This window comes from Zobellella sp. An-6, from assembly GCF_052487945.1.
This window is the reverse complement of the sequence record NZ_CP199259.1, coordinates 2,251,562-2,273,968: the sequence shown is the minus strand read 5'-3', so window position 1 is coordinate 2,273,968 and position 22,407 is coordinate 2,251,562. Positions and strand designations below refer to the sequence as shown.

The 22,407-nt window shown below is 66.0% G+C and carries 16 protein-coding genes and 1 tRNA gene; 6 read left to right on the top strand and 11 right to left on the bottom strand.

Going from position 1 to position 22,407, the window contains the following annotated elements:
• Positions 1–107 precede the first annotated feature (107 nt).
• The 3 genes from ACT7DK_RS10575 to ACT7DK_RS10565 form a co-directional block, all read right to left on the bottom strand.
• Positions 108–3,935, bottom strand: a complete 3,828-nt coding sequence (locus tag ACT7DK_RS10575) for a PAS-domain containing protein (RefSeq protein ID WP_445398917.1) — start codon at positions 3,933–3,935, stop codon at positions 108–110.
• 14 nt (positions 3,936–3,949) lie between these two features.
• Positions 3,950–5,599 carry a Glu/Leu/Phe/Val dehydrogenase dimerization domain-containing protein gene (locus ACT7DK_RS10570; RefSeq protein ID WP_445398915.1) on the bottom strand — a complete coding sequence of 550 codons (1,650 nt, stop codon included), beginning with the start codon at positions 5,597–5,599 and terminating at the stop codon, positions 3,950–3,952.
• 337 nt (positions 5,600–5,936) lie between these two features.
• The gene (locus tag ACT7DK_RS10565; RefSeq protein ID WP_445398913.1) at positions 5,937–6,851 is read right to left on the bottom strand and encodes a LysR substrate-binding domain-containing protein; all 915 of its coding nucleotides are present in this window, start codon (positions 6,849–6,851) and stop codon (positions 5,937–5,939) included.
• A 103-nt stretch (positions 6,852–6,954) separates the two neighbouring features.
• Here ACT7DK_RS10565 and ACT7DK_RS10560 point away from each other — a divergent pair, with 103 nt between their 5' ends.
• The gene (locus ACT7DK_RS10560) at positions 6,955–7,788 is read left to right on the top strand and encodes a PhzF family phenazine biosynthesis protein (protein ID WP_445398911.1); all 834 of its coding nucleotides are present in this window, start codon (positions 6,955–6,957) and stop codon (positions 7,786–7,788) included.
• Positions 7,789–8,280: 492 nt separating this feature from the next.
• Here ACT7DK_RS10560 and ACT7DK_RS10555 read toward each other — a convergent pair whose 3' ends face one another.
• On the bottom strand, positions 8,281–8,826 hold the full coding sequence (locus tag ACT7DK_RS10555) for a DUF3157 family protein (RefSeq protein ID WP_445398910.1): 546 nt from the start codon (positions 8,824–8,826) through the stop codon (positions 8,281–8,283).
• Positions 8,827–8,853: 27 nt separating this feature from the next.
• Complete coding sequence (locus ACT7DK_RS10550; RefSeq protein WP_445398908.1) at positions 8,854–11,394, bottom strand: EAL domain-containing protein; 2,541 nt, start codon at positions 11,392–11,394, stop codon at positions 8,854–8,856.
• Positions 11,395–11,529: 135 nt separating this feature from the next.
• Here ACT7DK_RS10550 and ACT7DK_RS10545 point away from each other — a divergent pair, with 135 nt between their 5' ends.
• Positions 11,530–12,000: a hypothetical protein gene (locus ACT7DK_RS10545; protein ID WP_445398906.1), complete on the top strand. Its 471-nt coding sequence runs from the start codon at positions 11,530–11,532 to the stop codon at positions 11,998–12,000.
• A 22-nt stretch (positions 12,001–12,022) separates the two neighbouring features.
• Here ACT7DK_RS10545 and ACT7DK_RS10540 read toward each other — a convergent pair whose 3' ends face one another.
• Positions 12,023–13,303, bottom strand: coding sequence for an MFS transporter (locus ACT7DK_RS10540; RefSeq protein WP_445398904.1), 1,281 nt, complete (start codon positions 13,301–13,303; stop codon positions 12,023–12,025).
• 136 nt (positions 13,304–13,439) lie between these two features.
• Positions 13,440–13,919: an Lrp/AsnC family transcriptional regulator gene (locus ACT7DK_RS10535; RefSeq protein ID WP_445398902.1), complete on the bottom strand. Its 480-nt coding sequence runs from the start codon at positions 13,917–13,919 to the stop codon at positions 13,440–13,442.
• A 136-nt stretch (positions 13,920–14,055) separates the two neighbouring features.
• On the opposite strand from ACT7DK_RS10535, the gene ACT7DK_RS10530 reads away from it, so the two are divergent.
• Positions 14,056–15,096 (top strand): zinc-dependent alcohol dehydrogenase family protein, encoded by a 1,041-nt coding sequence (locus ACT7DK_RS10530; protein ID WP_445398900.1) that lies wholly within the window; start codon positions 14,056–14,058, stop codon positions 15,094–15,096.
• A gap of 71 nt (positions 15,097–15,167) precedes the next feature.
• On the opposite strand, the gene asnB is transcribed toward ACT7DK_RS10530, so the two are convergent.
• Positions 15,168–16,832, bottom strand: a complete 1,665-nt coding sequence (gene asnB / locus ACT7DK_RS10525) for an asparagine synthase B (RefSeq protein ID WP_445398898.1) — start codon at positions 16,830–16,832, stop codon at positions 15,168–15,170.
• Positions 16,833–17,291: 459 nt separating this feature from the next.
• Here asnB and ACT7DK_RS10520 point away from each other — a divergent pair, with 459 nt between their 5' ends.
• Complete coding sequence (locus tag ACT7DK_RS10520) at positions 17,292–18,311, top strand: patatin-like phospholipase family protein (RefSeq protein ID WP_445398896.1); 1,020 nt, start codon at positions 17,292–17,294, stop codon at positions 18,309–18,311.
• A 30-nt stretch (positions 18,312–18,341) separates the two neighbouring features.
• Here the strand turns inward: ACT7DK_RS10520 and ACT7DK_RS10515 are convergent, their stop codons facing one another.
• On the bottom strand, positions 18,342–18,980 hold the full coding sequence (locus ACT7DK_RS10515) for a 2OG-Fe(II) oxygenase (RefSeq protein ID WP_445398894.1): 639 nt from the start codon (positions 18,978–18,980) through the stop codon (positions 18,342–18,344).
• A 164-nt stretch (positions 18,981–19,144) separates the two neighbouring features.
• On the opposite strand from ACT7DK_RS10515, the gene ACT7DK_RS10510 reads away from it, so the two are divergent.
• Positions 19,145–20,257: a hypothetical protein gene (locus ACT7DK_RS10510; RefSeq protein WP_445398892.1), complete on the top strand. Its 1,113-nt coding sequence runs from the start codon at positions 19,145–19,147 to the stop codon at positions 20,255–20,257.
• Positions 20,258–20,302: 45 nt separating this feature from the next.
• Here ACT7DK_RS10510 and ACT7DK_RS10505 read toward each other — a convergent pair.
• Positions 20,303–20,390, bottom strand: a tRNA-Ser gene (locus ACT7DK_RS10505).
• A gap of 283 nt (positions 20,391–20,673) precedes the next feature.
• Positions 20,674–21,099 carry a YbjN domain-containing protein gene (locus ACT7DK_RS10500; protein ID WP_445402326.1) on the bottom strand — a complete coding sequence of 142 codons (426 nt, stop codon included), beginning with the start codon at positions 21,097–21,099 and terminating at the stop codon, positions 20,674–20,676.
• A 272-nt stretch (positions 21,100–21,371) separates the two neighbouring features.
• Between ACT7DK_RS10500 and ACT7DK_RS10495 the strand changes: the two genes are divergently transcribed.
• Complete coding sequence (locus ACT7DK_RS10495; protein WP_445398890.1) at positions 21,372–22,232, top strand: universal stress protein; 861 nt, start codon at positions 21,372–21,374, stop codon at positions 22,230–22,232.
• The last annotated feature ends 175 nt before the right edge of the window (positions 22,233–22,407 follow it).

Here is a 22,407-nt window from a genome sequence, read left to right as displayed (position 1 = left end):
CCCTATCCTCGTGCCGGTATCGTCTGGAGACTGTTTTCACCTAAGCATATCCTACGACGTTAGTCGGAGTTCGTCATCGTCAGTTTTGATTTCATATGAAGCCTTCGCTATGTCGCCAGCTGGGCTCGCAGCACCGACTCCAGCTCGGCCAGCCGTTGTGCGAGCTGCGGCAGCTGCTCGGCCGCCGCTTCCAGCTCGCCGTTGCGGGCCAGGGTTTCCAGCGCCAGGGCGGCTTCACCCAGAGCCCGGCCGCCCACCACCTGGGCCGAACCCTTGAGGGTGTGGGCCGCCCGGCGCAGCTCGGCGGTATCCTGCCGGGCGAGGGCCTCGGTCATGGCCCGTAGCAGGCCGGGTGCCTCCTGCAGGAAGAGCCCGGCCATCTCCGCCAGCAGGGCAGTGTTGCCCTCCAGCCGGGCGAGGGCCTGAACCCAGTCCAGGATGGCGCCGGTGTCCGGCGTTTCTGGTATTTCCGGTGCCGCCACCGTGGTGGCGGGCGGCCCCCGCCGTTCCGAGACTGCGGCTGCCTGCTGCTCCACCGCCGCGTAGAGTTCGGCGGCACGGAACGGCTTGGTGACATAGTCGTCCATGCCGGCGGCCAGGCAGCGCTCCCGGTCTTCCTTGGTGGCGCTGGCGGTCATGGCGATGATGGGCACATGACCGCCGTGATCGGCCTCCCGGACGCGGATGGCCCGGGTGGCGGCCAGGCCGTCCATCACCGGCATGTGGATGTCCATCAGTACCACGTCGAAGCTGTCCTGGGCCACGGCGGCGACCGCTTCTTCCCCGTTCTCGGCGAGCGTCACCTGGTGGCCCCGCTGGTGCAGCAGATCCATGGCCACCCGCTGGTTGGTGAGGCCGTCCTCCACCAGCAGTACCCGGCGCGCCTGCGGCCGGGCTACCGCCTCGCCGGGCGGCAGCGGGGCCTCGGCCAGCACGGTACCCAGGGCCTCGCCCACGGCATTGAGCAGCTCCGACTGCTTCACCGGCTTCATCAGCTGGCGGGAAATGCGCAATTGCCGGCGCAGGGCGGTGTCGCCCGAGTAGCCCCCCGAGGACAGCATCAGGAGGCGCAGGCCGGCCAGGGCCGGCCGCTCGCGGATGCGGGCGGCCAGCTCGAAGCCGTCCATGCCCGGCATCATGACGTCGAGCAGAGCCAGGGGAAAGGGGTCGTCCCCGCTCTGGTCGAGCAGGGTCAGGGCCTGCATGGCGCTGTGGGCCAGCACCGGCCGCATGCCCCAGTGTTGCAGTATTTCCTCGAGGATCATGCGGTTGGTGTGGTTGTCGTCCACCACCAGTACCCTGAGCCCGTGCAGGGCGGTCGGGGCGGTCAGTGGCTCGTTGCGCTCCTCGGCCAGGCCGAAGTCGGCGTCGAAGGCGAACCGGCTGCCCCGGCCGCCGGGGCCGCTGTCCACCCGGATCTGACCGCCCATCATGCCCACCAGCTGGGCGGCGATGGACAGGCCCAGCCCGGTTCCGCCGCTCTGGCGGGTGGTGGAGCCATCGGCCTGGGCGAAGGCCTCGAAGATGCGCCGGCGCTGATGCTCGGGGATGCCGATGCCGGTGTCGCGCACCTCGAAATGCAGGCGGATGCGGGTCTTCTGTCGCTTTTTCAGCCCCAGGTCCACCACGATTTCGCCGCTTTCGGTGAACTTGATGGCGTTGCCCACCAGGTTGACCACCACCTGGCGCAACCGCACCGGATCACCCACCAGCCGGTCCGGGATCTCGGTGGGGATGTGCACCGCCAGCTCCAGGCCCTTCTCGTCGGCTCGCAGGGCCAGGGTCTGCAGGGTGTCGCCCAGGGTGTCGCGCAGCTGGAAGGGCAGGGAATCGAGCTCCAGCCGACCGGCCTCTATCTTGGAGAAGTCGAGGATGTCGTTGATGAGGCCGAGCAGGGTGTCCGCCGACTTCTCGATGATGGCCAGGTATTCGCTCTGCTGCTCGGTCAGCTCGGTGCGGGCCAGCAGCTCGGCCACACCGATCACCCCGTTCATGGGGGTGCGGATCTCGTGGCTCATGTTGGCCAGGAACTCGCTCTTGGCCAGACTGGCCTGCTCCGCCAGATCCCGGGCCCGCTGCAGCTCCGCCTGGGAGCGGCGCAACTGCTCGGTGGTGGCCTGCAGCTCCTGGGTGCGTTCGGCCACCAGCTCCTCCAGGTGATGGCGGTGGCGTTCCAGCTCGGTGACGTCGGTGTACACCGCCACATAGCCGCCGTCCCCGGTGCGGTGCTCGCTCACCTGGATGGCGAGGCCGTCACTGCGGATAAAGAAGTAGGGGCCGCGGGGATGCCGGTGTCGTTCGAGTCGTTCGGCTATCCACTGCTCTCCCGAGGCGTAGCCCAGCGGTACGTGTCCCCGCTTGGCCACGTCGCGCAGCAGCGCCTCGAATGCCATGCCCACCGCCACCAGATCGTTGGGCAGGGCGAAATGCTCCTTGAAGCGGGAATTGAACAGTACCAGGCGATCGTCGGCATCGTACAGGGTAAAGCCCTCGGCGATGGACTCGATGGCCTCGGTCAGCTGATCCCGGGCCGACTCGGCCCGGCGCTGGGCCTCTTCGGTCAGCCGCACCTGCCGCTCGAGATCCTCGCGCTGCTCTTCCAGCTCGGTGATGTCGGTGTAGATGGCGACCACGCCGCCGTCTTTGGTGCGGCGCTCGCTGACCCGCAGCTGCAGGCCATTGGTTCGTTTGAGCTTGAACGGTGGCCCCGGATGGCGGCGTTGCGCCAGGCGCCACTCGAACCATTGCCGGCCGTCATCCTCGCCGAACTCGAGCAGGCGCCGGTCCACCACCGCCTGGATCAGATCCCGGAAGGGCATGCCCTCCCGCACTATGTCGGGCGCGGCCGAATAGTCGTCGCGAAAACGGGAGTTGAAAGCCACCAGGCGGTCGTCGGCATCGTACAGGGTAAAGCCCTCGGAGATGGACTCGATGGCCTCGATCAACTGCTGGTGGGCGGCCTCGGCCCTGGCCTGCAGGCGGCGGGTTTCCTGGTACTGCTGGGCCAGCTCCAGCTCGGCCTGGCGGCGGGCGGTGATGTCGGTGATAAAGCCTTCCAGCAGTTGCAGCCGACCGGCCTCGTCGAACACCCCGCAGCCCTGCTCCCACACCCATTTCTCCTCGCCGTGGCGGCTATGGATGCGGTATTCGAACTGGTAGGGTCGCTTGTTCTGAATGGCCTCCTGCACCTGTTGCCACAGGGTGTCGCGATCCTCGGGGTGGACCAGCTCGGCATAGTGGGGGCGGCCGGCGGTGACCTCTTCCGGCGCATAGCCGGTCAGGGCCCGGCAGCCCTGGCTGAGGAAGGTCATGGTCCACTGGGGGTCGTTCAGACCCCGGTAGGCGATGCCGGGCAGGTTGGCCATCAGGGTGGCCAGCCGGCGCCGGCTTTCCTGCAGCTCGCGGGCGGCGCCTTCCCGCTCCATCACCCGGCCCAGCTGGGTACCGATCTGGGCCATCAGTTCGAGCAGCGGCGGATCGGGCTCCTGAACCCGGTCGGAGAAGAATTCCAGCACCGCCATGACCTGGCTGCCGGACAGCACCGGAAAGGCGGCGCCGGCCCGCACCCCGGTGTCCTGCCCCTGGTGGGCACGCTGGAAGTCCGGGTCCCGGGTTACGTCCGGGATCCAGGCGGGCTCGCCGCTTGCCAGCACCCGCTCCGGCAGGCCCATGCTGGAGCCGTAGCGGCTGGCTTCGGTGAGATCCCGGAACAGGCGAAAGCGCTCGCCGTCGCCCAGGTGCCAGAGCCGGGTCGACACCAGGCCATCCCCGTCTGCGGATGGATACCAGGCGTGCCCCAGGGGCCAGCCGGTGTGGGCGCAGACCAGATCGAGGGCGGTCTGCATCGCTTCGTCGACGCTGCGGGCCTCGTTGGCGGCGCGGGTGATGAGCTGGTTGAGGCGCAGCAGGGCGCTTTGGGTGCGGCGGTGGGCCATGATCGCTCCCGTGCTCAGGGAAAGACGCCGCGCAGCAGCTTGGCCTCGGTCACCCGGGAAACACCCTCGATCAGGGCCGCGGTGCGCATGTCGATGTGGTTTTCACCGGCCCGTTTGAGGGTGCGGTGGAAGGCGTCCAGCAGTATGGTCTGCAGCCGGGCGTTGATCTCTTCCAGGGTCCAGGTCAGGTTCTGTATGCCCTGCACCCATTCGAAGTAGGACACGGTCACGCCGCCGGCGTTGCCGAGGATGTCGGGCAGCACGAAGATGCCCCGCTCGAACAGGATGTCGTCGGCCTCCAGCATGGTGGGACCGTTGGCCCCTTCCGCCAGCAACCGGCACTTGAGCCTGTCGGCGTTTTCCACCGTCACCTGGTTCTGCAGCGCCGCCAGTGCCAGCACGTCGCAGTCGAGCTCGAGCAGCTCCTGGTTGCTGACCGCTTCGGCATCCGGGAAGCCGGCCAGCACCCGGTGTTCGGCCACATGGGCGAGCAGGGCGTCCACCGACAGGCCGGCGGGATTGAACAGGCCGGTAGAGACGTCGCTGACCCCGACCAGTTTGACTCCGGCCTCGGCCAGGAAGCGGGCGGTGTAGCTGCCCACGTTACCGAAGCCCTGCACCACGGCGCGGGACTTGGACAGATCCAGCCCCAGGTGCTCGGCCGAGGCCTTGATCAGGTAGACCAGGCCGCGGCCGGTGGCTTCCTTGCGGCCCAGGGAGCCGCCCAGCACCACCGGCTTGCCGGTCACCACCGCTGGCACCGCGTGGCCCACCTGCTGGCTGTAGGTGTCCATCAGCCAGGCCATCACCTGCTCGTCGGTGCCCATGTCCGGCGCGGGAATGTCCCTGTCGGGGCCGATGATGTCGATGATCTCGGCGGTGTAGCGCCGGGTCAGGCGCTGCAGCTCGCGCTTGCTCAGGCTGGTGGGATCGACCCGCACCCCGCCCTTGGCGCCGCCGAAGGGCAGCTTCATCAGGGCGCACTTCCAGGTCATCCACATGGCCAGGGCCGCCACCTCGCCCAGGTCCACGTCCTGGTGGTAGCGGATACCGCCCTTGGTGGGGCCCATGGACAGCACGTGCTGCACCCGGTAGCCGAACACCGTCTCGACCTGGCTGCGATCGTCGCGGAAAAAGGGGAAGGACACCACCTGGGTGCGCTGGGGAAACAGCAGCCGCTGGCGGATATTGTCGTCCAGATCCATGTACTGGGCGGCCTTGAGGAACTGTTGCTGGGCCAGGCGGAACATGGGCGAGTCCCACTCGCCGCCCCGGGCCCGCGCCCGGGACAGGGTATAGCGGATGGAGCGGCTGAGGGCGGTGCTCTTGAGGTTGGACTTGACCAGGTAGTCGTAGGCGCCGGACTCCACCGCCCGCGCCGCCAGCTTGACGTCGTCCAGGCTGGTGAGGATCACCACCGGTACCTGGGGCGCGGCGAGGCGCACCCGCAGCAGGGTTTCTAGCTCCTGGCTGTCGGGCAACACCAGGTCGAGCAGCACCAGGTCCACGTCGTTGCGGGCCAGGCAGGCGAGGCCGTCGGCCAGCCGCTCCACCGCCTCCACCTCGCACTGCAGCTGGGGATCGGCCGTGAGCAATTGCTGGATCAGCCGGCGATGGAGCGGGTTGTCTTCGATCAGCAGCAGACGAACGGGCAAGTCGAGCATGGGGCGCCTCGCAACGCTAGCGGACGGGCGGGGCCCGGAGCCGGTGTCATATAGGCTTAAGCGTAGGCCAGGGCGGGGCAAGGCTCCACCGGACTAAATAGCTGTTTCGAATAACAGATCCCTGCTGACAGCGACCGGGTGTTGCTAAGCAGACCCTTCGCGCCAGGGATGGCGCGGTGGAGCCCCAAGGGGACGAGCTTGCTCGTCGTGACTCGCGGTTTCAGCCTGACCGAACATCCAGTGAATGTTCGCAGCAGGCTGAAACCGCGAGTGTCATGTCCTCTCGGCGTGTCTGCGTGCGGTGCTCGGTCGCTGTGGTGCTATTAGGAGCAGTAAATTATGGCGAGGGTCGTGGCTCCCGGGCGAACAGCGCGGCCTGCTCCCGCAGCCAGAGCCGCAGGGCCCGGATGCGGGGGTTGTCCTCCTCGCCGGGGCGGCTCAGCAGGTAATAGGCGAAGTCGGTGCCGCGCCAGGGCAGCAGGGGGCGCAGTTCACCCGCCTGCAGCAGCGGCTGGGCCAGGGACCAGCGGCCCAGACAGAGCCCCAGCCGCTGACGGCAGGCGTCGAGGGCGAGGCCCGCATCGGTCACGCCGATGGTGCCGGCCGCCTCGACCCCGGCCTCCCGCAGCCAGGGGCGCCAGCCGCTCCAGGGCTCGGTGGCCCGGACGCCGGTATCGTCCAGCAGGGGGGTGTCGGCCAGCCAATCTGCGGGGCGACGGTGAGGATGGCGGTCGAGCAGTCGGGCGGCGGCCAGCACGGTAACGGCATCGTCCAGCAGCAGCTCGGTATGCAGCCCCGGGTAGTCACCGGCGCCGAAGCGGATGGCCAGATCCGCCTGGCCGGTGCGCAGATCCGCCAGCCGGTCTTCGGCCTGCAGGGTCAGTCTCAGCCCGGGATGACGCGCGAGCAGCCCGGCCAGGCGCGGCAGCAGCCAGTGCCGGCAGAAGCCGTGGGGCAGGGAGAGCAGCAGGGGGCCGGCCAGCGGGGGCTGGCTCAGCTCGGTGGTGGCACTGGCGATGATGCCGAAGGCGTCGGCGATCCTGGCCTGGTAGCGGCGCCCGGCCTCGGTCAGGCGCACGCCCCGCGCCTGGCGGATGAACAGCGGCACGCCCAGGGCCTGCTCCAGCTCCTTGATGCGGTGGCTGATGGCGGCGGCGGTCAGGTGGAGCTCACCCGCCGCGGCGCTGAAGCTGTTGAGCCGGGCCGCGGCCTCGAAGGCGCGCAGGGTGTTGAGGGGTGGGGATGTGGGCATCTTTAAGGGTAAACTCAGCTAAGTCTTAGGGCTAGAATATAGCAGTTGTCTTAAGGATGGCTAATGTCAGAATGCGCCTGTCACCACCACAGGAGAATGATCGATGAACGAGCCCCTTTATCGCCTGGCGGCCTTCAGCACCAGCCCGGCCGGCGGCAATCCCGCCGGGGTCTGGCTGGGCGAGACCCTGCCCGACGCCGCCACCATGCAGCGCATCGCCGCCGAGGTCGGCTATTCGGAAACCGCCTTCGTGGCGCCGCTCGACGGAACCGAGCGCCATATCCGCTATTACAGCCCGCTCCGGGAGATCAGCTTCTGCGGCCACGCCACCATCGCCGCCGGCGTGGTGCTGGGCCAGACGGCGGGCGCCGGCCGCTACCGGCTGCAGACGGCGGTGGGCGAGGTGCCGGTCGAGGTGTTCCGGGACGGCGAACAGTGGCTGGCGGCGCTGACCTCGGTCGAGCCGGAGCAGAAGGCGGTGCCGCCCGGCTGGCTGGAGAAGGTGCTCAAGGCGCTGGACTGGCGTCCCGAGGAGCTGGATCCGGGGCTGCCGCCGATGCTGGCCTATGCCGGGGCCTGGCACCTGGTGCTGGCGGCGGACTCGGCCGCGCGCCTGGCCCGGCTGGACTACGACGTCGAGCGGCTGAAGGCGCTGATGGAAGACGCCGGCCTGGTCACCCTGCAGCTGGTATACCGGGAGGGGGAGTTGGTGTTCCAGGCCCGCAATCCCTTCCCGGTGGGTGGCGTGGTGGAGGATCCGGCCACCGGGGCGGCGGCCGCGGCCCTGGGCGGCTACCTGCGGGCGGCGGGGCTGATGCCGGTACCGGGCGAGCTGCTGATCCGCCAGGGCGAGGCCATGGGCCGGCCCAGTGAGCTGCGGGTGAGGGTACCGGCCGCGGGCGGCATCCGGGTCAGCGGCGCGGCGGTGGCGCTCTGAGCGGGCGGCACCGGCTCAGAAGTGATAATTGACCAGCAGCCCGGTAATGGCCTGGGTGGCATCGCCCAATTAGCTATTTGTTGTCTGTTGCCTCTTTCAAGTGCTGACGCCATCTGAGGGTGGTGCCAGCAGGCAGCTGCAGTGCGATAGGGAGGACAAAGAGCACTGCTCCGCCGGCCCTCCGCGCCAGGGAGGGCGCGGCGGAGCCCCCATGGGGCGAGCTTGCTCGCCGTGACGAGCCATTTCGGCCTGACCGAACATCCAGTGAATGTTCGCAGCAGGCCGAAATGGCGAGTATCAGGCCCGACGGCGTGCCGGAGGAGTAACACCCTTTGGCCGACGGCTTCTGCCTCGCCAAAATCAACAATGCCTTCGATCAAAGGCGTATCAGAGCCGCCTAAGTTTCAAACTATATGGTGCTCTAGCATAAAATGGCCAAAGATTCAGAGCCTTGTCCTAACCGGATGGGGTTGCCTCAGTACTGTCCCCGTTTTACCAATATTCCACCGAGCCTATTTCCGCGGTCAGCTGATAACGGTCGGCCCGGGGCACCTTCAGCTCGATGTCCTTGCCCTCCTGGCTGCTGCCAGGCCGGAGGTAGCTCTCCGGCAGGCGTTTGATGGCGGTCCAGAGCCGATGTTCTCCTTCGGCCAGCGTCCGGCCATCGACGTCGGTGAGCCGCAGCCGTACCACCACCGAGACCACCGATTTGCCGCTCTGGTTGGCGAGCCGGACCGGAATGATCAGGTGTTCCCGATGGTAGCGGGCGGGCTGCAGCAGCACTTCGATACCGCCCTTGTCGAGCTGCAGCAGGTTTTTGTCGGTGCCGGGTTCGACCAGGACCCCTGCCGGCGTCGCCGGAGGTGGCAGCGGCAGGGGCAAATCGGCCTGGTCGGCTGGCGCCACATAGGACCAGGTGAAATCGTCATGGAGCACGGCCTGCCGGCCATCGGGCAGGACGACCAACTGGCTTGCCCAGGCGGAGATGGTGAACAAGCTGGCCAGCAACGGGGCGGCACGGAAAATGAGGTGGGTCATGGCATGGTTCGCTCGGGATGGACAGGATCAGGACGTCGGCGCCGGCCGGATAGGGTCCGTCGGCCTCAGGCAGCAGGCGGCGAAGTCGGCCGCCGGCATGGGCCGGCCGGTGAGCCAGCCCTGTACCAGGGTCAGGGGATAGCGCCCCAGGGCCTCGAGCTGTGCCGGGGTTTCGACTCCTTCGGCCACCACCTGCAGCTCCAGCTCCCGGGCCAGCCCGGTCACCGCCGCCAGCACGGCGGCGCTGCTGCGGCATTGGCCGAGCCGGTGGACAAAGGATCTGTCTATCTTCAGGCTGGTGACCGGCAGGGCGTGCAGGTAGCTGAGCGACGAATAGCCGGTGCCGAAGTCGTCGATGGCCACCGGGCAGCCCAGCTCGCGCAGCGCCTGCAACAACTGCCCCGCCTGCTGTTGCTTGTCGAGCAGCATGCTCTCGGTCAGTTCCAGGCCGAACAGCCCGGCCGGCAACCGGTGAGTCGCGAGCAGGCCGCTGACCTCGGCCACCAGATCCTGCTGCCAGAACTGTTGGGCCGACAGGTTGACCGACACCGGTACCGGCGCCAGTCCCTCGTCGAGCCAGGTGCGCAACTGGGCGGCGGCCATGCGCATCAGCCGCCGGCCCAGGGGAACCATGAGCCCGGCGCGTTCGGCCAGGGGGATGAAGTCGGCGGGCGACACCGCGCCCAGCTCCGGGTGCTGCCAGCGGGCCAGGGCCTCGGCGGCCCGCACTTGCCGGCTGCCGGGCTCGACCTGGGGCTGGTAATGCAGGATGAGGCCCTCGCCGCTTTCCACCGCGTCGCGCAGGGCCGTTTCCATCTGCAACCAGCGGTGCTCCTGCAGGCCCATGTCCCGGCGGAACAACCGGTAGCCGTTGCGTCCTTCCTGCTTGGCCCGGTACATGGCGGCATCGGCGTGGTGCACCAGCTCCTCGGCACCGCTGGCGTCGTCGGGGTAGAGGCTGATGCCGAGGCTGCAGCCGATGCGGAAGCTCTGCTTGCCGATGTGAAAGGGCTCGCCGATGGCGTCGATCAGGCGCCGGGCGACGCGGGTGACTTCGTCCGCCTCCTCCAGGTCGGGCAGCAGCACGATGAACTCGTCGCCCCCCAGTCGGGCCAGGGTATCGTCCTCCCGCAACCGGCCACCGAGGCGGCGGGACACCTCGAGCAGCAGCTCGTCGCCGGCGGCATGGCCCAGGCTGTCGTTGACCTGCTTGAAGTGATCCAGGTCGATGAACAGCACCGCCAGCCGCCGTTGGTGGCGGTGGGCGTGGCGGATGGCCAGCTCCAGCCGATCCTCCAGCAGGCGGCGGTTGGGCAGGCGGGTGAGGGGATCGTAATAGGCCAGCCGGCGGATCTGATCCTCGTTTTCGCGGATATGGGTGATGTCGGTGAACAGGGCGGCATAGTTGCTGGTCTGCCCCTCGCCATCGCGGATGGCGGTGATGGTCAGCAGTTCCAGATAGAGCTGGCCACTCTTGCGCCGGTTCCAGATCTCGCCGCGCCAGTAGCCTTTTTCCCGCAGCGTCCGCCACATCTCGGCGTAGAAGGCACCGTCGTGGCGGCCGGAGGAGAGCACCGCCGGGGTGCGGCCCAGCACTTCTTCCGGATTGTAGCCGGTGGTGTGGGAAAAGGCCGGGTTGACGAATTCGATACGGCCCTCGGCGTCGGTGATGATGATGCCTTCGAGGGAAGCCTCTATCACCCGCTCGGCCAGCTCCAGGTTCAGCCGGGAGTGGTTCAGCGCCCGGTCGCGTTGCTCCAGTGCCTGGCGCAGCTGCTGCTGGTAGCGCTGTTCGACGCCGTCGAGGATGTTGCGAAAGCCGAGCAGGCCCACCACCCGGTTGCCGCCGTCCAGCACCGCCAGGTGGCGCACCCGGTGGTCGATCAGCAGGTCCCGGGCGCGCAGCAGGGTATCGTCCCGGTTCACGGTCAGCAGCGGCCGGCTGGCCAGGCCAGCGACCGGGGTGTTGCCCGGATGGCGGGCGACGAAGCGGACCATGTCCCGTTCGGTGAGGATGCCGTAGCCGCCGTCGGTGCAGGCCACCACGGCGGCGTCCTGTCCGGCCTGGTACATGCTGGCCGCCAGCCGTGCCAGAGGCAGTTCCCCCGCCACCGTCAGGGGCTGCGTGTCCATGGCCTCATGCACCTCGCGCAGGCCGAGGTAGGGCTCCAGGCCCTGCTTCAGCGCCAGGTCGGTCTGGGAGACGATGCCCCGGGGCCGGCCCTGGTCGTCCACTACCAGGAAGTGCCGGTGTCCTTCGGTGCGAAAACGGGTGATCACTTCCGCCATGGGTGTGGCAAGGTGCAGCTGGCTGACCGGGCTGCTCATCACCCGGCCTATGGGCGTGAGCAGGGCCTGGGGGTCGCTGAAGTCGAGGCGCAGGCTGTCGCGTTCGGTCCAGATCCCCAGGGGCCGGTCGCCTTCCATGATCAGCATGGAGCTGCAGCGGCGCGACGCCATGCGCTCGGCCGCCTCGCGCAGCGGGGTGTCGGGGCCGCAGCTGAGCAGCCCGGTTTGCATCAGCCGTTCGACCGGCAGGTCCGCCGTTACGGGGTCTTGAAATTTCACGTCCGCTTGATACCTGGATGGCTGGGAATGGGCCACACTACCATATCCGCCCCGGGGGACAGAAGCCTTTGGACGCCCCGGTATGCAAAGGCGCCGGACTGGGATTATGCTCTGGGGAGAGCCGGGAGGTGTCGCATGAAACGTCATATCTGGTGGCTGTTGTTGCTTCCCCTGGCCGGTTGCGCCAGCCAGCAGGAGCAGGCCATGAGGCAACTGAACGATATTGCCGAGCGGTTGCTGGCCCGGGAATGCGATCGGCCCCAGCTCAGCTACCGGCAGGTGGAAAACCCCCATGTGCCCGCCCTTATCGACGAGGTGGAAACCCTGCGCTGTCCGGGATGGGTGGCGCAGACCTATCTGTCGGAGGCGGCGGCCAACCCCAACGGCATGCCGATACTGCTGGAGGTGTCCGGTCCCCAGCCGGGGCTGCCGCCCTTCATGAACATCGGTGCCGGCCGGGCGGGGCTGGTGGCCGAGCTGGGACGGCCGGCCCGTGAGGGGCCGCAACTGCTGCGCTACCAGTCCGCCGAAACCACCGAAAGCGTGACCTTCCGGCTGCGGGGCGATCGCATCGCCAGCATCCGCTGGGAATGGTATTTCGACTGAGTCCCGACGGCGCCGGCCGTTGTCATCCCTGGGGCCGGACGACCTGGCCCTGGTGAGCCGGGGTGGCCTGGGGCTCGATGTCGCCGAACCGGTCGACCCGCAGCAGGGCCCTGAAGCCCCACATCCAGGTGCCGGCCACCGCCAGGGTGGAGACTCCGCCGATGACGGCGGCGGGCACGGTGCCGAACCAGGCGGCGCTGGTGCCGGCGCGGAATTCCCCCAGCTCGTTGGAGGAGCCGATAAACAGCATGTTCACCGCGCTGACCCGGCCGCGCATCTCGTCCGGGGTGGCCAGCTGGATCAGGGTGGAGCGGATATAGACGCTGATCATGTCCGCCGCGCCCGCCACCAGCAGGGCGGCGAAGGACAGCCAGAACAGGGTGGAGAAGGCGAATACCAGGTTGGCCACGCCAAACACCAGGACGGCGATAAACATGGCCGGCCCCACCCGGCGGTTGAGCGACCAGGTGCTGAGCACCACTCCCATCAGCAGGGCGCCGAGGGCGATGGCGCTGCGCAGGGCGCCCAGGCCCTCCGGTCCCACCATCAGCACCTCCTGGGCGTAGATGGGCAACAGCGCCACCACGCCGCCGAGCAGCACCGCGAACAGGTCCAGCGAGATGGCGCCGAGGATGATGGGGCGCGAGCGGATGTAGCCGATGCCGGCGGTGAAGCGGTGCCAGGCGGCGGCTTCCGGCGGTTTGGCGCCACCGGCGTAGCGGGTTTGCACCGGGGCCAGCAGCACCAGGGCGAGCAAAAAGGCGCCGAGGCAAACGCCATAGGCCAGGCTGCCGCCCAGGGCGTAGAGCAGGCCGCCGATTAAGGGGCCACCGATGACGGCGAGCTTCATGATCATGCTGTTGACGGCGATGGCCCGGGCCAGCTGGTCGCGGGGCACTATCTGCGGCAGCAGGCTTTGCAGGGTGGGGCCGGTGAAGGCCCGGGCGCAGCCGTAGAGCACCAGCACGGCGTAGTAGAGCCGCACGTCCGGCTGGGGGGAGAGCGACAGCATCAACAGCAGGGCGCTGCACAGGGCCTGCACCAGCCAGCTGCCGGCGAGCAGGCGCTTGCGGGAGTGGCGGTCGGCCAGATCACCGGCCGGCAGCAACAGCAGCAGCATGGGAATGAACTGGGCCAGACCCACGTAGGCCAGGGCCAGGGGATCCCGGGTCAGGTCGTACACCTGCCAGGCCACCACCACCGCCTGGATCTGCATGGCGAACACCGCCGCCAGCCGGGCGATCAGAAAGGGCAGAAAACCCTGTTGTCGCAGCACCTGGGCGCCGCCGGGATGGGAAGACATGGATTCTTGGGCAAAGCGGAACGGGCGGGCAGTGTAAACCGGGCGGCGGGGGTTAACAAGCCGTCGCGCCGGCCCAGCCTGCTCGGCGCCGCGGACTGTCGTGCGAAAACGTGTCCCCGAGGTGGGCTGCCCGGGGTCAGGTTACGAGCAACTCTGAAATGGGTAGCCTGTTTGTTGCTTTCATTTCCCGCAGGGAAATATTTGAACGGATGCTCGACACGCCGGGCAGTTTTCTCAGCACCTGCTCGACGAACCGGCTGTAATCATCGAGATCCTTGGCGACGACCTGCAACAAAAAATCCGCCTCTCCGGTGGTATTGTGGCAACTGAGCACGCGGGAGCATGCCTGGATGATGTTCTCGAACTCTGCCGTCACCTCCTCGCTATGCTGTGTGCAAGTGAGCTGCACAAAGGCCAGTACGCCTCCTCCCAGCTTACGCCGGTTCAGAATGGCCTGGTAGCCTTCGATAACGCCCGACTCCTCCAGGCGTTTATGGCGGCGCCAGCACGACGCCTCGCTCAGCGCGAGCTGCTCGGCCAGCCTGGCGTTGGACAGCCTTCCATCCTGCTGCAGCCGATCGGCTATGGCGACATCAATTTTGTCAAGCGCGTCCATCTGGATACGTCCTTGCAAGCATATCGGGTATCGGGAAAGAGTATTTCAATTTCTGTCATTTGGTCAATTTAAACAGAAAGGTAATTTCAGCAAGGGCGCATTATAGTGGAAGAGTTTTTTGCAAAAGGAGTGTTTTATGAAGGCAGTGGTTTATGAAACCTTTTCCGCTCCACCCCGGGTACAGCAGCTCCCGGACCCGGCACCGGAAACGCATGGCGTGGTCGTGAAGGTGATGGCGACCGGTGTATGCCGGAGCGACTGGCATGGCTGGGTTGGCCATGATCCCGATATTCAGCTCCCCCATGTTCCGGGGCATGAGCTGGCCGGCATCGTCGAGGCGGTCGGCAAGGACGTGAGTAAATGGAAAATCGGCGACCGCGTCACGGTCCCCTTCGTGGGGGGCTGCGGCACTTGCCCCGAGTGCCATTCCGGGAACCAGCAGGTTTGTGACAGGCAGTTTCAGCCCGGCTTCACCCACTGGGGATCCTTTGCCCAGTATGTGGGGATTCACCAGGCGGACATCAATCTGGTGGCGTTGCCGGAGACGCTGGACTTTGCCACGGCCGCCAGCTTGGGCTGCCGCTTTGTTACCTCGTTCCGCGCCGTCGTCGACCAGGGGAAAACTTCCGCCGGGCAATGGGTGGCGGTGCACGGCTGTGGAGGGGTCGGCCTGTCAGCCATCATGATCGCCAATGCGGTCGGCGCCCATGTCATTGCCGTTGACATCTCCGACGAAAAGCTCGAGCTGGCCCGTACCCTGGGGGCGGTCGCCACCCTGAACGCGACCAGGGTCGCCAATGTTGCAGAAGCGGTTATCGAGATCAGCCGGGGCGGTGTGCATGTTTCCCTGGATGCGCTGGGGCATCCCACAACATGCTTCAATTCAATCAGCAACCTGCGCAAACGCGGCAAGCACGTACAGGTTGGGCTGATGCTGGCGGAAAACAGCACGCCGGCCATTCCCATGAGCAAAGTGATCGCCCACGAGCTTGAAATACTGGGTAGCCACGGCATGCAGGCACATCGTTATGACGCCATGCTCGCCATGTTGCAATCGGGGAAACTGGCTCCCGAAAAACTCATTGGCAACACCATCAATCTGGAACAGTCAATTGATGCGCTGATGAACATGGATAAATTTGAAGGAACCGGCGTGACCGTGATCACCGAGTTCTGAGCGGGACGCGCAAGGTAAGCCCGGCGGCAGGGGGTGCAAGTAGAAAGCCCCCACGCGGGGGGCTTCGGCTGTCAGTAGGACTGGGTGTGCACGCCCTTGACCGCACGGCCGGAGGGGTCGGCCATGTTCTTCCACTGCTCGTCCCATTCCAGCGCCTTGGGGGTGGAGCAGGCCACGGAAGGCCCACAGGGTACGCAGTTGGCGGCGGAATCCTGAGGGAAGTGGCCCTCGAAGATGGATCTGTAGTAGTAGGCTTCCTTGGTGACCGGGGTGTTCAGCGGGAAGCGGAACGCCGCCGTGGCCATCATCTGATCGGTGACCTGCTCTTCCACCATGGCCTTGAGGCTGTCGATCCAGGAGTAGCCCACGCCGTCGGAGAACTGCTCCTTCTGGCGCCAGGCCACCTCGTGGGGCAGCAGGTCGCTGAAGGCCTCGCGCAGTATGTGCTTTTCCATCTTGCCGTTGCCGCACATCTTGTCGGCCGGGTTCAGGCGCATGGCCACGTCCATGAACTCCTTGTCGAGGAAAGGCACCCGGGCCTCGACCCCCCAGGCTGCCATGGACTTGTTGGCGCGCAGGCAGTCGAACATGTGCAGCGCCTTGAGCTTGCGCACCGTCTCCTCGTGGAACTCCCGGGCGTCGGGCGCCTTGTGGAAGTAGAGGTAGCCGCCGAACAGCTCGTCGGAGCCTTCGCCGGAGAGCACCATCTTGATGCCCATCGCCTTGATGCGGCGGGCCATCAGGTACATGGGGGTGGAGGCGCGCACCGTGGTGACGTCGTAGGTTTCCAGGTGGTAGATGACGTCCTTGAGGGCGTCCAGGCCTTCCTGCACCGTGTAGTGCAGCTCGTGGTGCACCGTGCCCAGGTGGTCCGCCACCTTGCGTGCCGCCACCAGATCCGGGGCGCCTTCCAGGCCCACGGCGAAGGAGTGCAGGCGTGGCCACCAGGCCTCGCTGTTGTCGTCGTCCTCGACCCGGCGGTCGGCGTAGATCTTGGCCACGGCCGAGATGATGGAGGAGTCCAGGCCGCCGGACAGCAGCACGCCGTAGGGCACGTCGCACATCAGCTGGCGCTTGACCGCCGCCATCAGCGCCTCGCGCAGCTCACTCACGCTGGAGACATTGTCCTTGACCGCGTCGTAGCTCTCCCAGTCGCGCTGGTAATAGCGGCGCGGCTGGCCTTCCTTGCTGTACAGCAGGTGGCCGGGGGGGAATTCGCTGATGGTCTTGCACACCGGGGTCAGCGCCTTCATCTCGGAAGCAACGTAGAAGTTGCCCTGCTCGTCGTGGCCGGTGTAGAGCGGGATGATGCCCATGTGATCACGACCGATGAGATAGGCGTCGTTCTCCTGGTCATAGAGCACGAAGGCGAAGATGCCGTTGAGGTCGTCGAGGAATTCGGGGCCTTTTTCCTGATAGAGGCCGAGGATGACCTCGCAGTCGGACTTGGTCTGGAACTCGAATCCGCAGGTAAGGCCGGCTTCCAGCTCCTTGTGGTTGTAGATCTCGCCGTTCACCGCCAGGGCGTGGGTCTTGGCCGGGTTCAGCAGCGGCTGGGCGCCACTGTCCAGGCCGACGATGGCCAGGCGCTCATGCACCAGTATGGCGTTGTCGCTGCTGTACACCCCGGACCAGTCGGGGCCGCGGTGACGCAACAGCTTGGATAATTCCAGGGCGCGGCTGCGCAGGGCGGCGGGTTCGGATTTGAGTTCGAGAATACCGAAAATGGAACACATGGGGGCTTGTCCTTAACGTGCTGATCTACATGAATGAACGAAGGTTGCCAGAGTCAAACCGGGATGAAAAGCGGAAATGAAGAAAATTTATAAAAAAAGGTAACTAAACTTTTATTCCGTATTAAAAGAGGATTTATTTGGTAAATGGATAATTAAAGTGCCGTTATATTGATTATTCGTTAAAAATGTTCGGGCTGGGTCATCCGGGGCCCGGCTGGCGGCGAGCTTGCCGGCCGGTTTGCCAGCCTTCATCCGGGTTGGCGGGCCTTTGTTCCGCCGCTGTCATCAAAGCGATGTGCGGGGGAGGCTATGGTACAGGAGGATGGGTTCCGGTAGCAGGCCTGTCCGCCCGTGCAGTCCTGGCACCGGTGACTTATCGGGGCAGGCAGTGAGGAACTACGGTTGCCAAGGCACCGCGGCAGTGGCACGGCGGGAGCCTGGCACCATTCGGAGGCTTTTATGCTGTTTCGTTCATCTCGGCGTCGTTCCGTCAGCCTTGCCCTTCAGGGCGGCGGCGCCCACGGCGCCTTTACCTGGGGTGTACTCGACGCCCTGCTGGAAGACGGCCGCTTTGTCATAGAAGGGATCAGCGGAACCAGCGCCGGCGCCATGAACGCCGTGGTACTGGCCCACGGCCTGCTGCAGGGCGGCAACGAGGGCGCCCGGGAGGCGCTGGCCCGTTTCTGGGAAGACGTCGCCGACTGCGCCCCCATGCTCAATGCCGGCGCCGACAGTGAAAGCGGCCGCTTGGCCACCGCCATCAGGATCATCCTGTATTGGACGCAGCAATTTTCACCACAACAGTTTAATCCTTATGGTATCAATCCATTACGGGATATTGTCAGTCGGCAAATCGATTTTGACCGGTTGCGTGAGCATTGCCCGCTGAAACTGTTCATCGCCGCCACTCATGCCAATACCGGCAGGTTGCGGCTGTTCCGGACGGCCGAGCTGATGGCGGACATGTTGCTGGCCTCTGCCTGCCTGCCGACCCTGCACCATGCGATATTGATCGATGGCGAGCCGTATTGGGACGGCGCCTTTGCCGCCAATCCGGCTATCTTTCCCCTGGTTTACGAGGCGTCCTCGGCGGATATCCTGCTGGTATTGCTCAGTCCCTTCGAACATACGCAACTCCCGTTGACCCATGAGGAAATTCACCATCGCACCCAGGAGCTGGCGTTCAAGAGCACCTTGCTGCGTGAGCTGCACAGCCTGGCGCTGGCGCGTCAGTTTTCCCGCCGGACGCTGTGGCCGGGGGGACGGCTGGAACGACGCCTTGCCCGCACCAGGATGCATCTGATCGATACCGGGGATCTGGTCGGCCGGCTGGCGATGGAATCCAAGCTGACGACCAGCCGGTCGTTTCTGGAGATGCTGCGTGATCAGGGCCGGGCCCGGGCCTGCGCCTGGCTGGCGGAACATGGCGACACCGTGGGTACAGGTGCCACGGCGGACATTGCCAGGCTGTTTCTCTGAGTGAAAGGCTGGTTGGGGGACCGACGGAACCTACCGCAGCACCGCCGGCGCCAGGGGGTCGTCGATACGGAACCAGCCGGCGATGCTCAGCCGCTCCCGCCGGGCCGGCAGCACTTCGTGGGGAAACCGCTCCGACAGGAAGCACACCAGTGTGCCGGCCTCGGGTCGCACCCGATGCAAGGTTTCCTGACCCTTCTCCGGATAGACCAGCAGTTCTCCGCCATCGTTATCCCGCCAGTGTTCGTTGAGATAGAGCACTGTGGTGAGGCGGCGGTTGCCACGGCCACGAAAGGCGTCCAGGTGTTTCTTGTAGAAGTCGCCTTCGTCGTAGCGGGCATAATGGCACTCGTAGTCCTTGAGCCCCATGAACAGCTGGCGGTTCACCTGCCGCTGCAGGCCGGCCATCAGCGCCAGGTAGTCACGCTGAGCCGGGCTGTCGCCCTCGAGCCAGCGGGTCTTGTCGGTGCGGATGCGCTCATTGGTATGGTGGGCCTGCTCCCGGCCGATGCCGGCGGGGGTGAGCTGCCAGGGCGGCAGGGTGGTGAAGTCGTGGAGCAGGGCCGCGACCCGCGCCGCGTCCAGGAAGCCGGGGAAGATGCCGATACCCGGCCCGGCGATGGCGTCCACCACCTCATCAAAGACTTGTTCTAGCTGCGACACGGTATTCAAGCGGTAAACCCTCCAGTAGGAGCGCCTATGTACACCCATAGCGGCCCTGGTCGCCAGTGAGAAAAACTGTACGTCAAATAAAATAATCTTTCTGCGGGGCTCCGACATCCGCCCGCATGACCTCTTTCCGAACGCTGTCCCGGGCAACGATAATAGGGGATGGGATGATCCACTCGGTATCGGCGGTGATGAGGCTGATAAAAAGACTCTTGTTCGTGATGATGCTGTCCGGCCTGGTGCTGAGCGCCGGCACCGTGCTGCCCCAGGCCCGGGACGCGGCACGGATCTTCTGGCTGCAGGGAGACCCCCTCACCATGGTGCAGTTCCGCCTGCAGTGGCTGCCGGCGGCCCGCTACGCGGTGGCGATGGAGCAGGCGCTGCAGGAGGAGGACCTGGAGCTGGCCCTCGCCCTCTATCAATTGGCGCAGGAGCAAGGCGTGGCGTTGGACGAGAGCCTGGTCGCCCGGTTGCAGGCGGCCGATCGCTGGCAGGCCCGGATGCTGCGCTCCGCCGGGGACATCTGGCAGGGGCTCAGCACCGGTCGGGCCGACAGCGCCGAAGGCATGGCGGCGGCGGTGATCACCGATCTGACCCTGCTGGGGGATCTGCGGGATCTGGCCCGTGAAGGCCTGGCCTGGCCGGATCACGATCCCCTGTTGCTGGCCCTGGCCGGCACCGGCCTCGGGCTCAGCGCCCTGACCCTGGCCAGCGGCGGTGCCACAACCCCGGCCCGGGCCGGGCTGTCGCTGTTGAAGGTGGCCCGCAAGAGCGGTCGCATGAGCCGGCAACTGGGGGAGCAACTCTACCGCCTGAGCCGGGATGCCATCGACGGCCGGGCGGCACGGGAGCTGGGCCAGCGCCTGGGGCGGCTGGAGTTGAAGCAACTGGGCCGGGCGGAACTCGATGAGCTGGCGCTGGCGGCCGGGCGCATCGTCGGCACCGATGCGGCCGGGCAGTTGGCCTCCACCGGTCGGGCGGTGCGCAACATCGCCGGCCACGGCGGTGCGCGGGGCGCGATGGACTCCCTTGGGCGGGCCGATTCGGTGCGGGAGCTGTTGCGGCTGGAGCAGGTGTCGTCGGGGTATCGCGGTGGCTACCGCGGGGTGCTACGGCTACTGCCGGATGCGGGCAAGGGCCTCTACCGGCTGTCGCTGCTGATGGCCTCCCTGCTGCTGTGGCTGGGATCCTTCCTGGTGTGGAGCCTGGGGGTCCTCTGGACCCTGCAACGCGGGCTTCGCGGACTGTACCGGGGGCTGTTCGGGCGCAGCGCCGGCTGAGCAGTAACGAAAAAACCCCGAGCATCTCTGCTCGGGGTTTCAATCTGGCGGTGAGGGAGGGATTCGAACCCTCGATACGTTGCCGTATACACACTTTCCAGGCGTGCTCCTTCAGCCACTCGGACACCTCACCAAATTGTTGCGGCGTTTTTTGTATCGGTGTTACCGTCACCGGTTTTTCATCTTTGTATGACTGTCCTCGGGCTGACGCAGCACGCTGCGTGCTTTTGCCCCGGCTTCGCCTCTTGGCAGCCACTCGGACACCTCACCAAATTGTCGCGGCGTTTTTTGTTATCGGTGTTACCTTCACCGGCCCCGCTTGGGAACGGGGCGTAATGTAACGACTTGCCGGCGGTTGTTCAAGGCTTTTTAGCGGGTGTCTGTGCAAGTGCTCGAAGCCTGCGCAATCTGCGGGCTTAATGCACAGCCGAAGGCATTCTCTGCGGTTCGTCCTGCATCAGAAAGCCCAGTTCGGTGATTTCCTGTACCAGTTGCTGGGTGGCCAGCATGGTCTGCTGCACTATCCACAGGAACTGGTGTTGCTCCAGGCCGGCCTGGGTATGCAGGTAGTCCGCCACGATAAGGCGGGGCAGGTTGTCGTCGACGATGTCGACAAACACCTTGAGGCTGGGGTAGTTCATGTTCAACCGGCCCAGATCGGCCACCAGTGCCAGCAGGGCGGTGGGCCGGATCTCGACTTCGGTGGTGATGATGGCGTCCTCATGCTCAACGAACAGCCGGCTTTCCAGCACGCCATCCAGACCCTGCAGCTCGGACAGATGGATGCCGTGGCAGTTTTCACAGATGTAATGGTCGATATAGCCGGCGGTGAGCCAGCGCATGGCGATTTCTGCTGTTAACACTGAAATTCCCGAAAAATTGAACCTGAAAGGGCGCTAGTGTAAACCAAAGGGCGGTCGAGGAGAATCAAAAGCCGGCGCGGCGGCTGGAGCCGCTCGCTCGAGGTGCTATCGAGACCGGCTGCCTCGATGACGGACTTGCGGCACAGCGCACCGCCGGCATTTGCTTTTGTCACCAAAAGCGGGAATGCTTCATGTTAGGCCAATCAAGGAGTTGCCTGCGAGCGCTCCCTCTGTCGAGAAGGAAAGCCAAGATGAAAACGCTGCTTGTCGCCGTCGATCTGGAGCAGGATTCCAAACGGGTGGTGAAGAGGGCTGCCGAGCTGGCATTACAGCTCAAGGCCAGCCTGCACTTGGTACATGTGGTGGACGATGCCCTGACGCTCTACGAGCCCCTGGTGGAGATACCGGTACGGCATCGCTTGAAACAGGCGGCGGAAACCGCCCTGGATGGCTTCTTCGATGGTTTGCCCGGCGAGATCAAGCCCGACAGCGAGCGGCACGTATTGCTGGGCAAGCCGGACCGGGCACTGGCCAGAAAAGCTGCCGAACTCAAGGCCGATCTGGTCATCGTGGGCAAGCATCACATGGAGCCGATGCGGGATCTCTTCCTCGGCACCACCGCCGAGCGCCTGCTGCGTCATTGCGACGTTCCCCTGCTGATGGTGGCGGGCGATCCCGACCAGCCTTACCAGCAGGTGTTGGCCGCCACCGACTTTTCCCGCAGCTCCCATCATGCCCTGCAGGCCGGCCTGAAGCTGGCGCCCAAGGCCCAGGTGCGCCTGGTGCATGTGTTCGAGCCGCCCTTCATGGGCTTTATCCGCCACGACCAGCTGGACGTCGAAACCCTGCGGGATCACCAGAAGGCGCGCATCGAGCATGAGGTCAAAACCGAGATGGCCCACTTTCTGGCCGACGACGATCAAAGCCGGATCAGTACCGAGATCATGGCCGGCGAGACCCAGGCCTGCCTGAATAACGCGGTGAGCAAGCACCAGCCCCGGTTGCTGGTGCTGGGGACCCACGGCCGCCAGGGCATCAGCCGGCTGCTGATCGGCAGCATCGCCATGAGCTTCCTGAGCATGCCCCCCTGCGACGTGCTGGTTGCCCGCTGAGGGGGAATGTAAACCGAGGCCGGGTTTCCCCGGCCTTGGACTGTTGACCAACCCTCAGGCTTATCTGGACAGGCAACGCCCATGCTCAAACAGGCGGACAAAGGGAACGGCTCCGCCGACCCTCCGCGCCAGGGAGGGCGCGGCGGAGCCTCCAGGGATGGATTGACGGCGTGTC

Bases quoted from the DNA above. Each gene is read 5' to 3' on its own strand.
- ACT7DK_RS10510 (WP_445398892.1), top strand. From the start codon at position 19,145: ATGATCCACTCGGTATCGGCGGTGATGAGGCTGATAAAAAGACTCTTG.
- asnB (WP_445398898.1), bottom strand. From the start codon at position 16,832: ATGTGTTCCATTTTCGGTATTCTCGAACTCAAATCCGAACCCGCCGCC.
- ACT7DK_RS10540 (WP_445398904.1), bottom strand. From the start codon at position 13,303: ATGTCTTCCCATCCCGGCGGCGCCCAGGTGCTGCGACAACAGGGTTTT.
- ACT7DK_RS10555 (WP_445398910.1), bottom strand. From the start codon at position 8,826: ATGACCCACCTCATTTTCCGTGCCGCCCCGTTGCTGGCCAGCTTGTTC.
- ACT7DK_RS10545 (WP_445398906.1), top strand. From the start codon at position 11,530: ATGAAACGTCATATCTGGTGGCTGTTGTTGCTTCCCCTGGCCGGTTGC.
- ACT7DK_RS10575 (WP_445398917.1), bottom strand. From the start codon at position 3,935: ATGGCCCACCGCCGCACCCAAAGCGCCCTGCTGCGCCTCAACCAGCTC.
- ACT7DK_RS10500 (WP_445402326.1), bottom strand. From the start codon at position 21,099: ATGCGCTGGCTCACCGCCGGCTATATCGACCATTACATCTGTGAAAAC.
- ACT7DK_RS10565 (WP_445398913.1), bottom strand. From the start codon at position 6,851: ATGCCCACATCCCCACCCCTCAACACCCTGCGCGCCTTCGAGGCCGCG.
- ACT7DK_RS10530 (WP_445398900.1), top strand. From the start codon at position 14,056: ATGAAGGCAGTGGTTTATGAAACCTTTTCCGCTCCACCCCGGGTACAG.
- ACT7DK_RS10520 (WP_445398896.1), top strand. From the start codon at position 17,292: ATGCTGTTTCGTTCATCTCGGCGTCGTTCCGTCAGCCTTGCCCTTCAG.
- ACT7DK_RS10495 (WP_445398890.1), top strand. From the start codon at position 21,372: ATGAAAACGCTGCTTGTCGCCGTCGATCTGGAGCAGGATTCCAAACGG.
- ACT7DK_RS10570 (WP_445398915.1), bottom strand. From the start codon at position 5,599: ATGCTCGACTTGCCCGTTCGTCTGCTGCTGATCGAAGACAACCCGCTC.
- ACT7DK_RS10560 (WP_445398911.1), top strand. From the start codon at position 6,955: ATGAACGAGCCCCTTTATCGCCTGGCGGCCTTCAGCACCAGCCCGGCC.
- ACT7DK_RS10535 (WP_445398902.1), bottom strand. From the start codon at position 13,919: ATGGACGCGCTTGACAAAATTGATGTCGCCATAGCCGATCGGCTGCAG.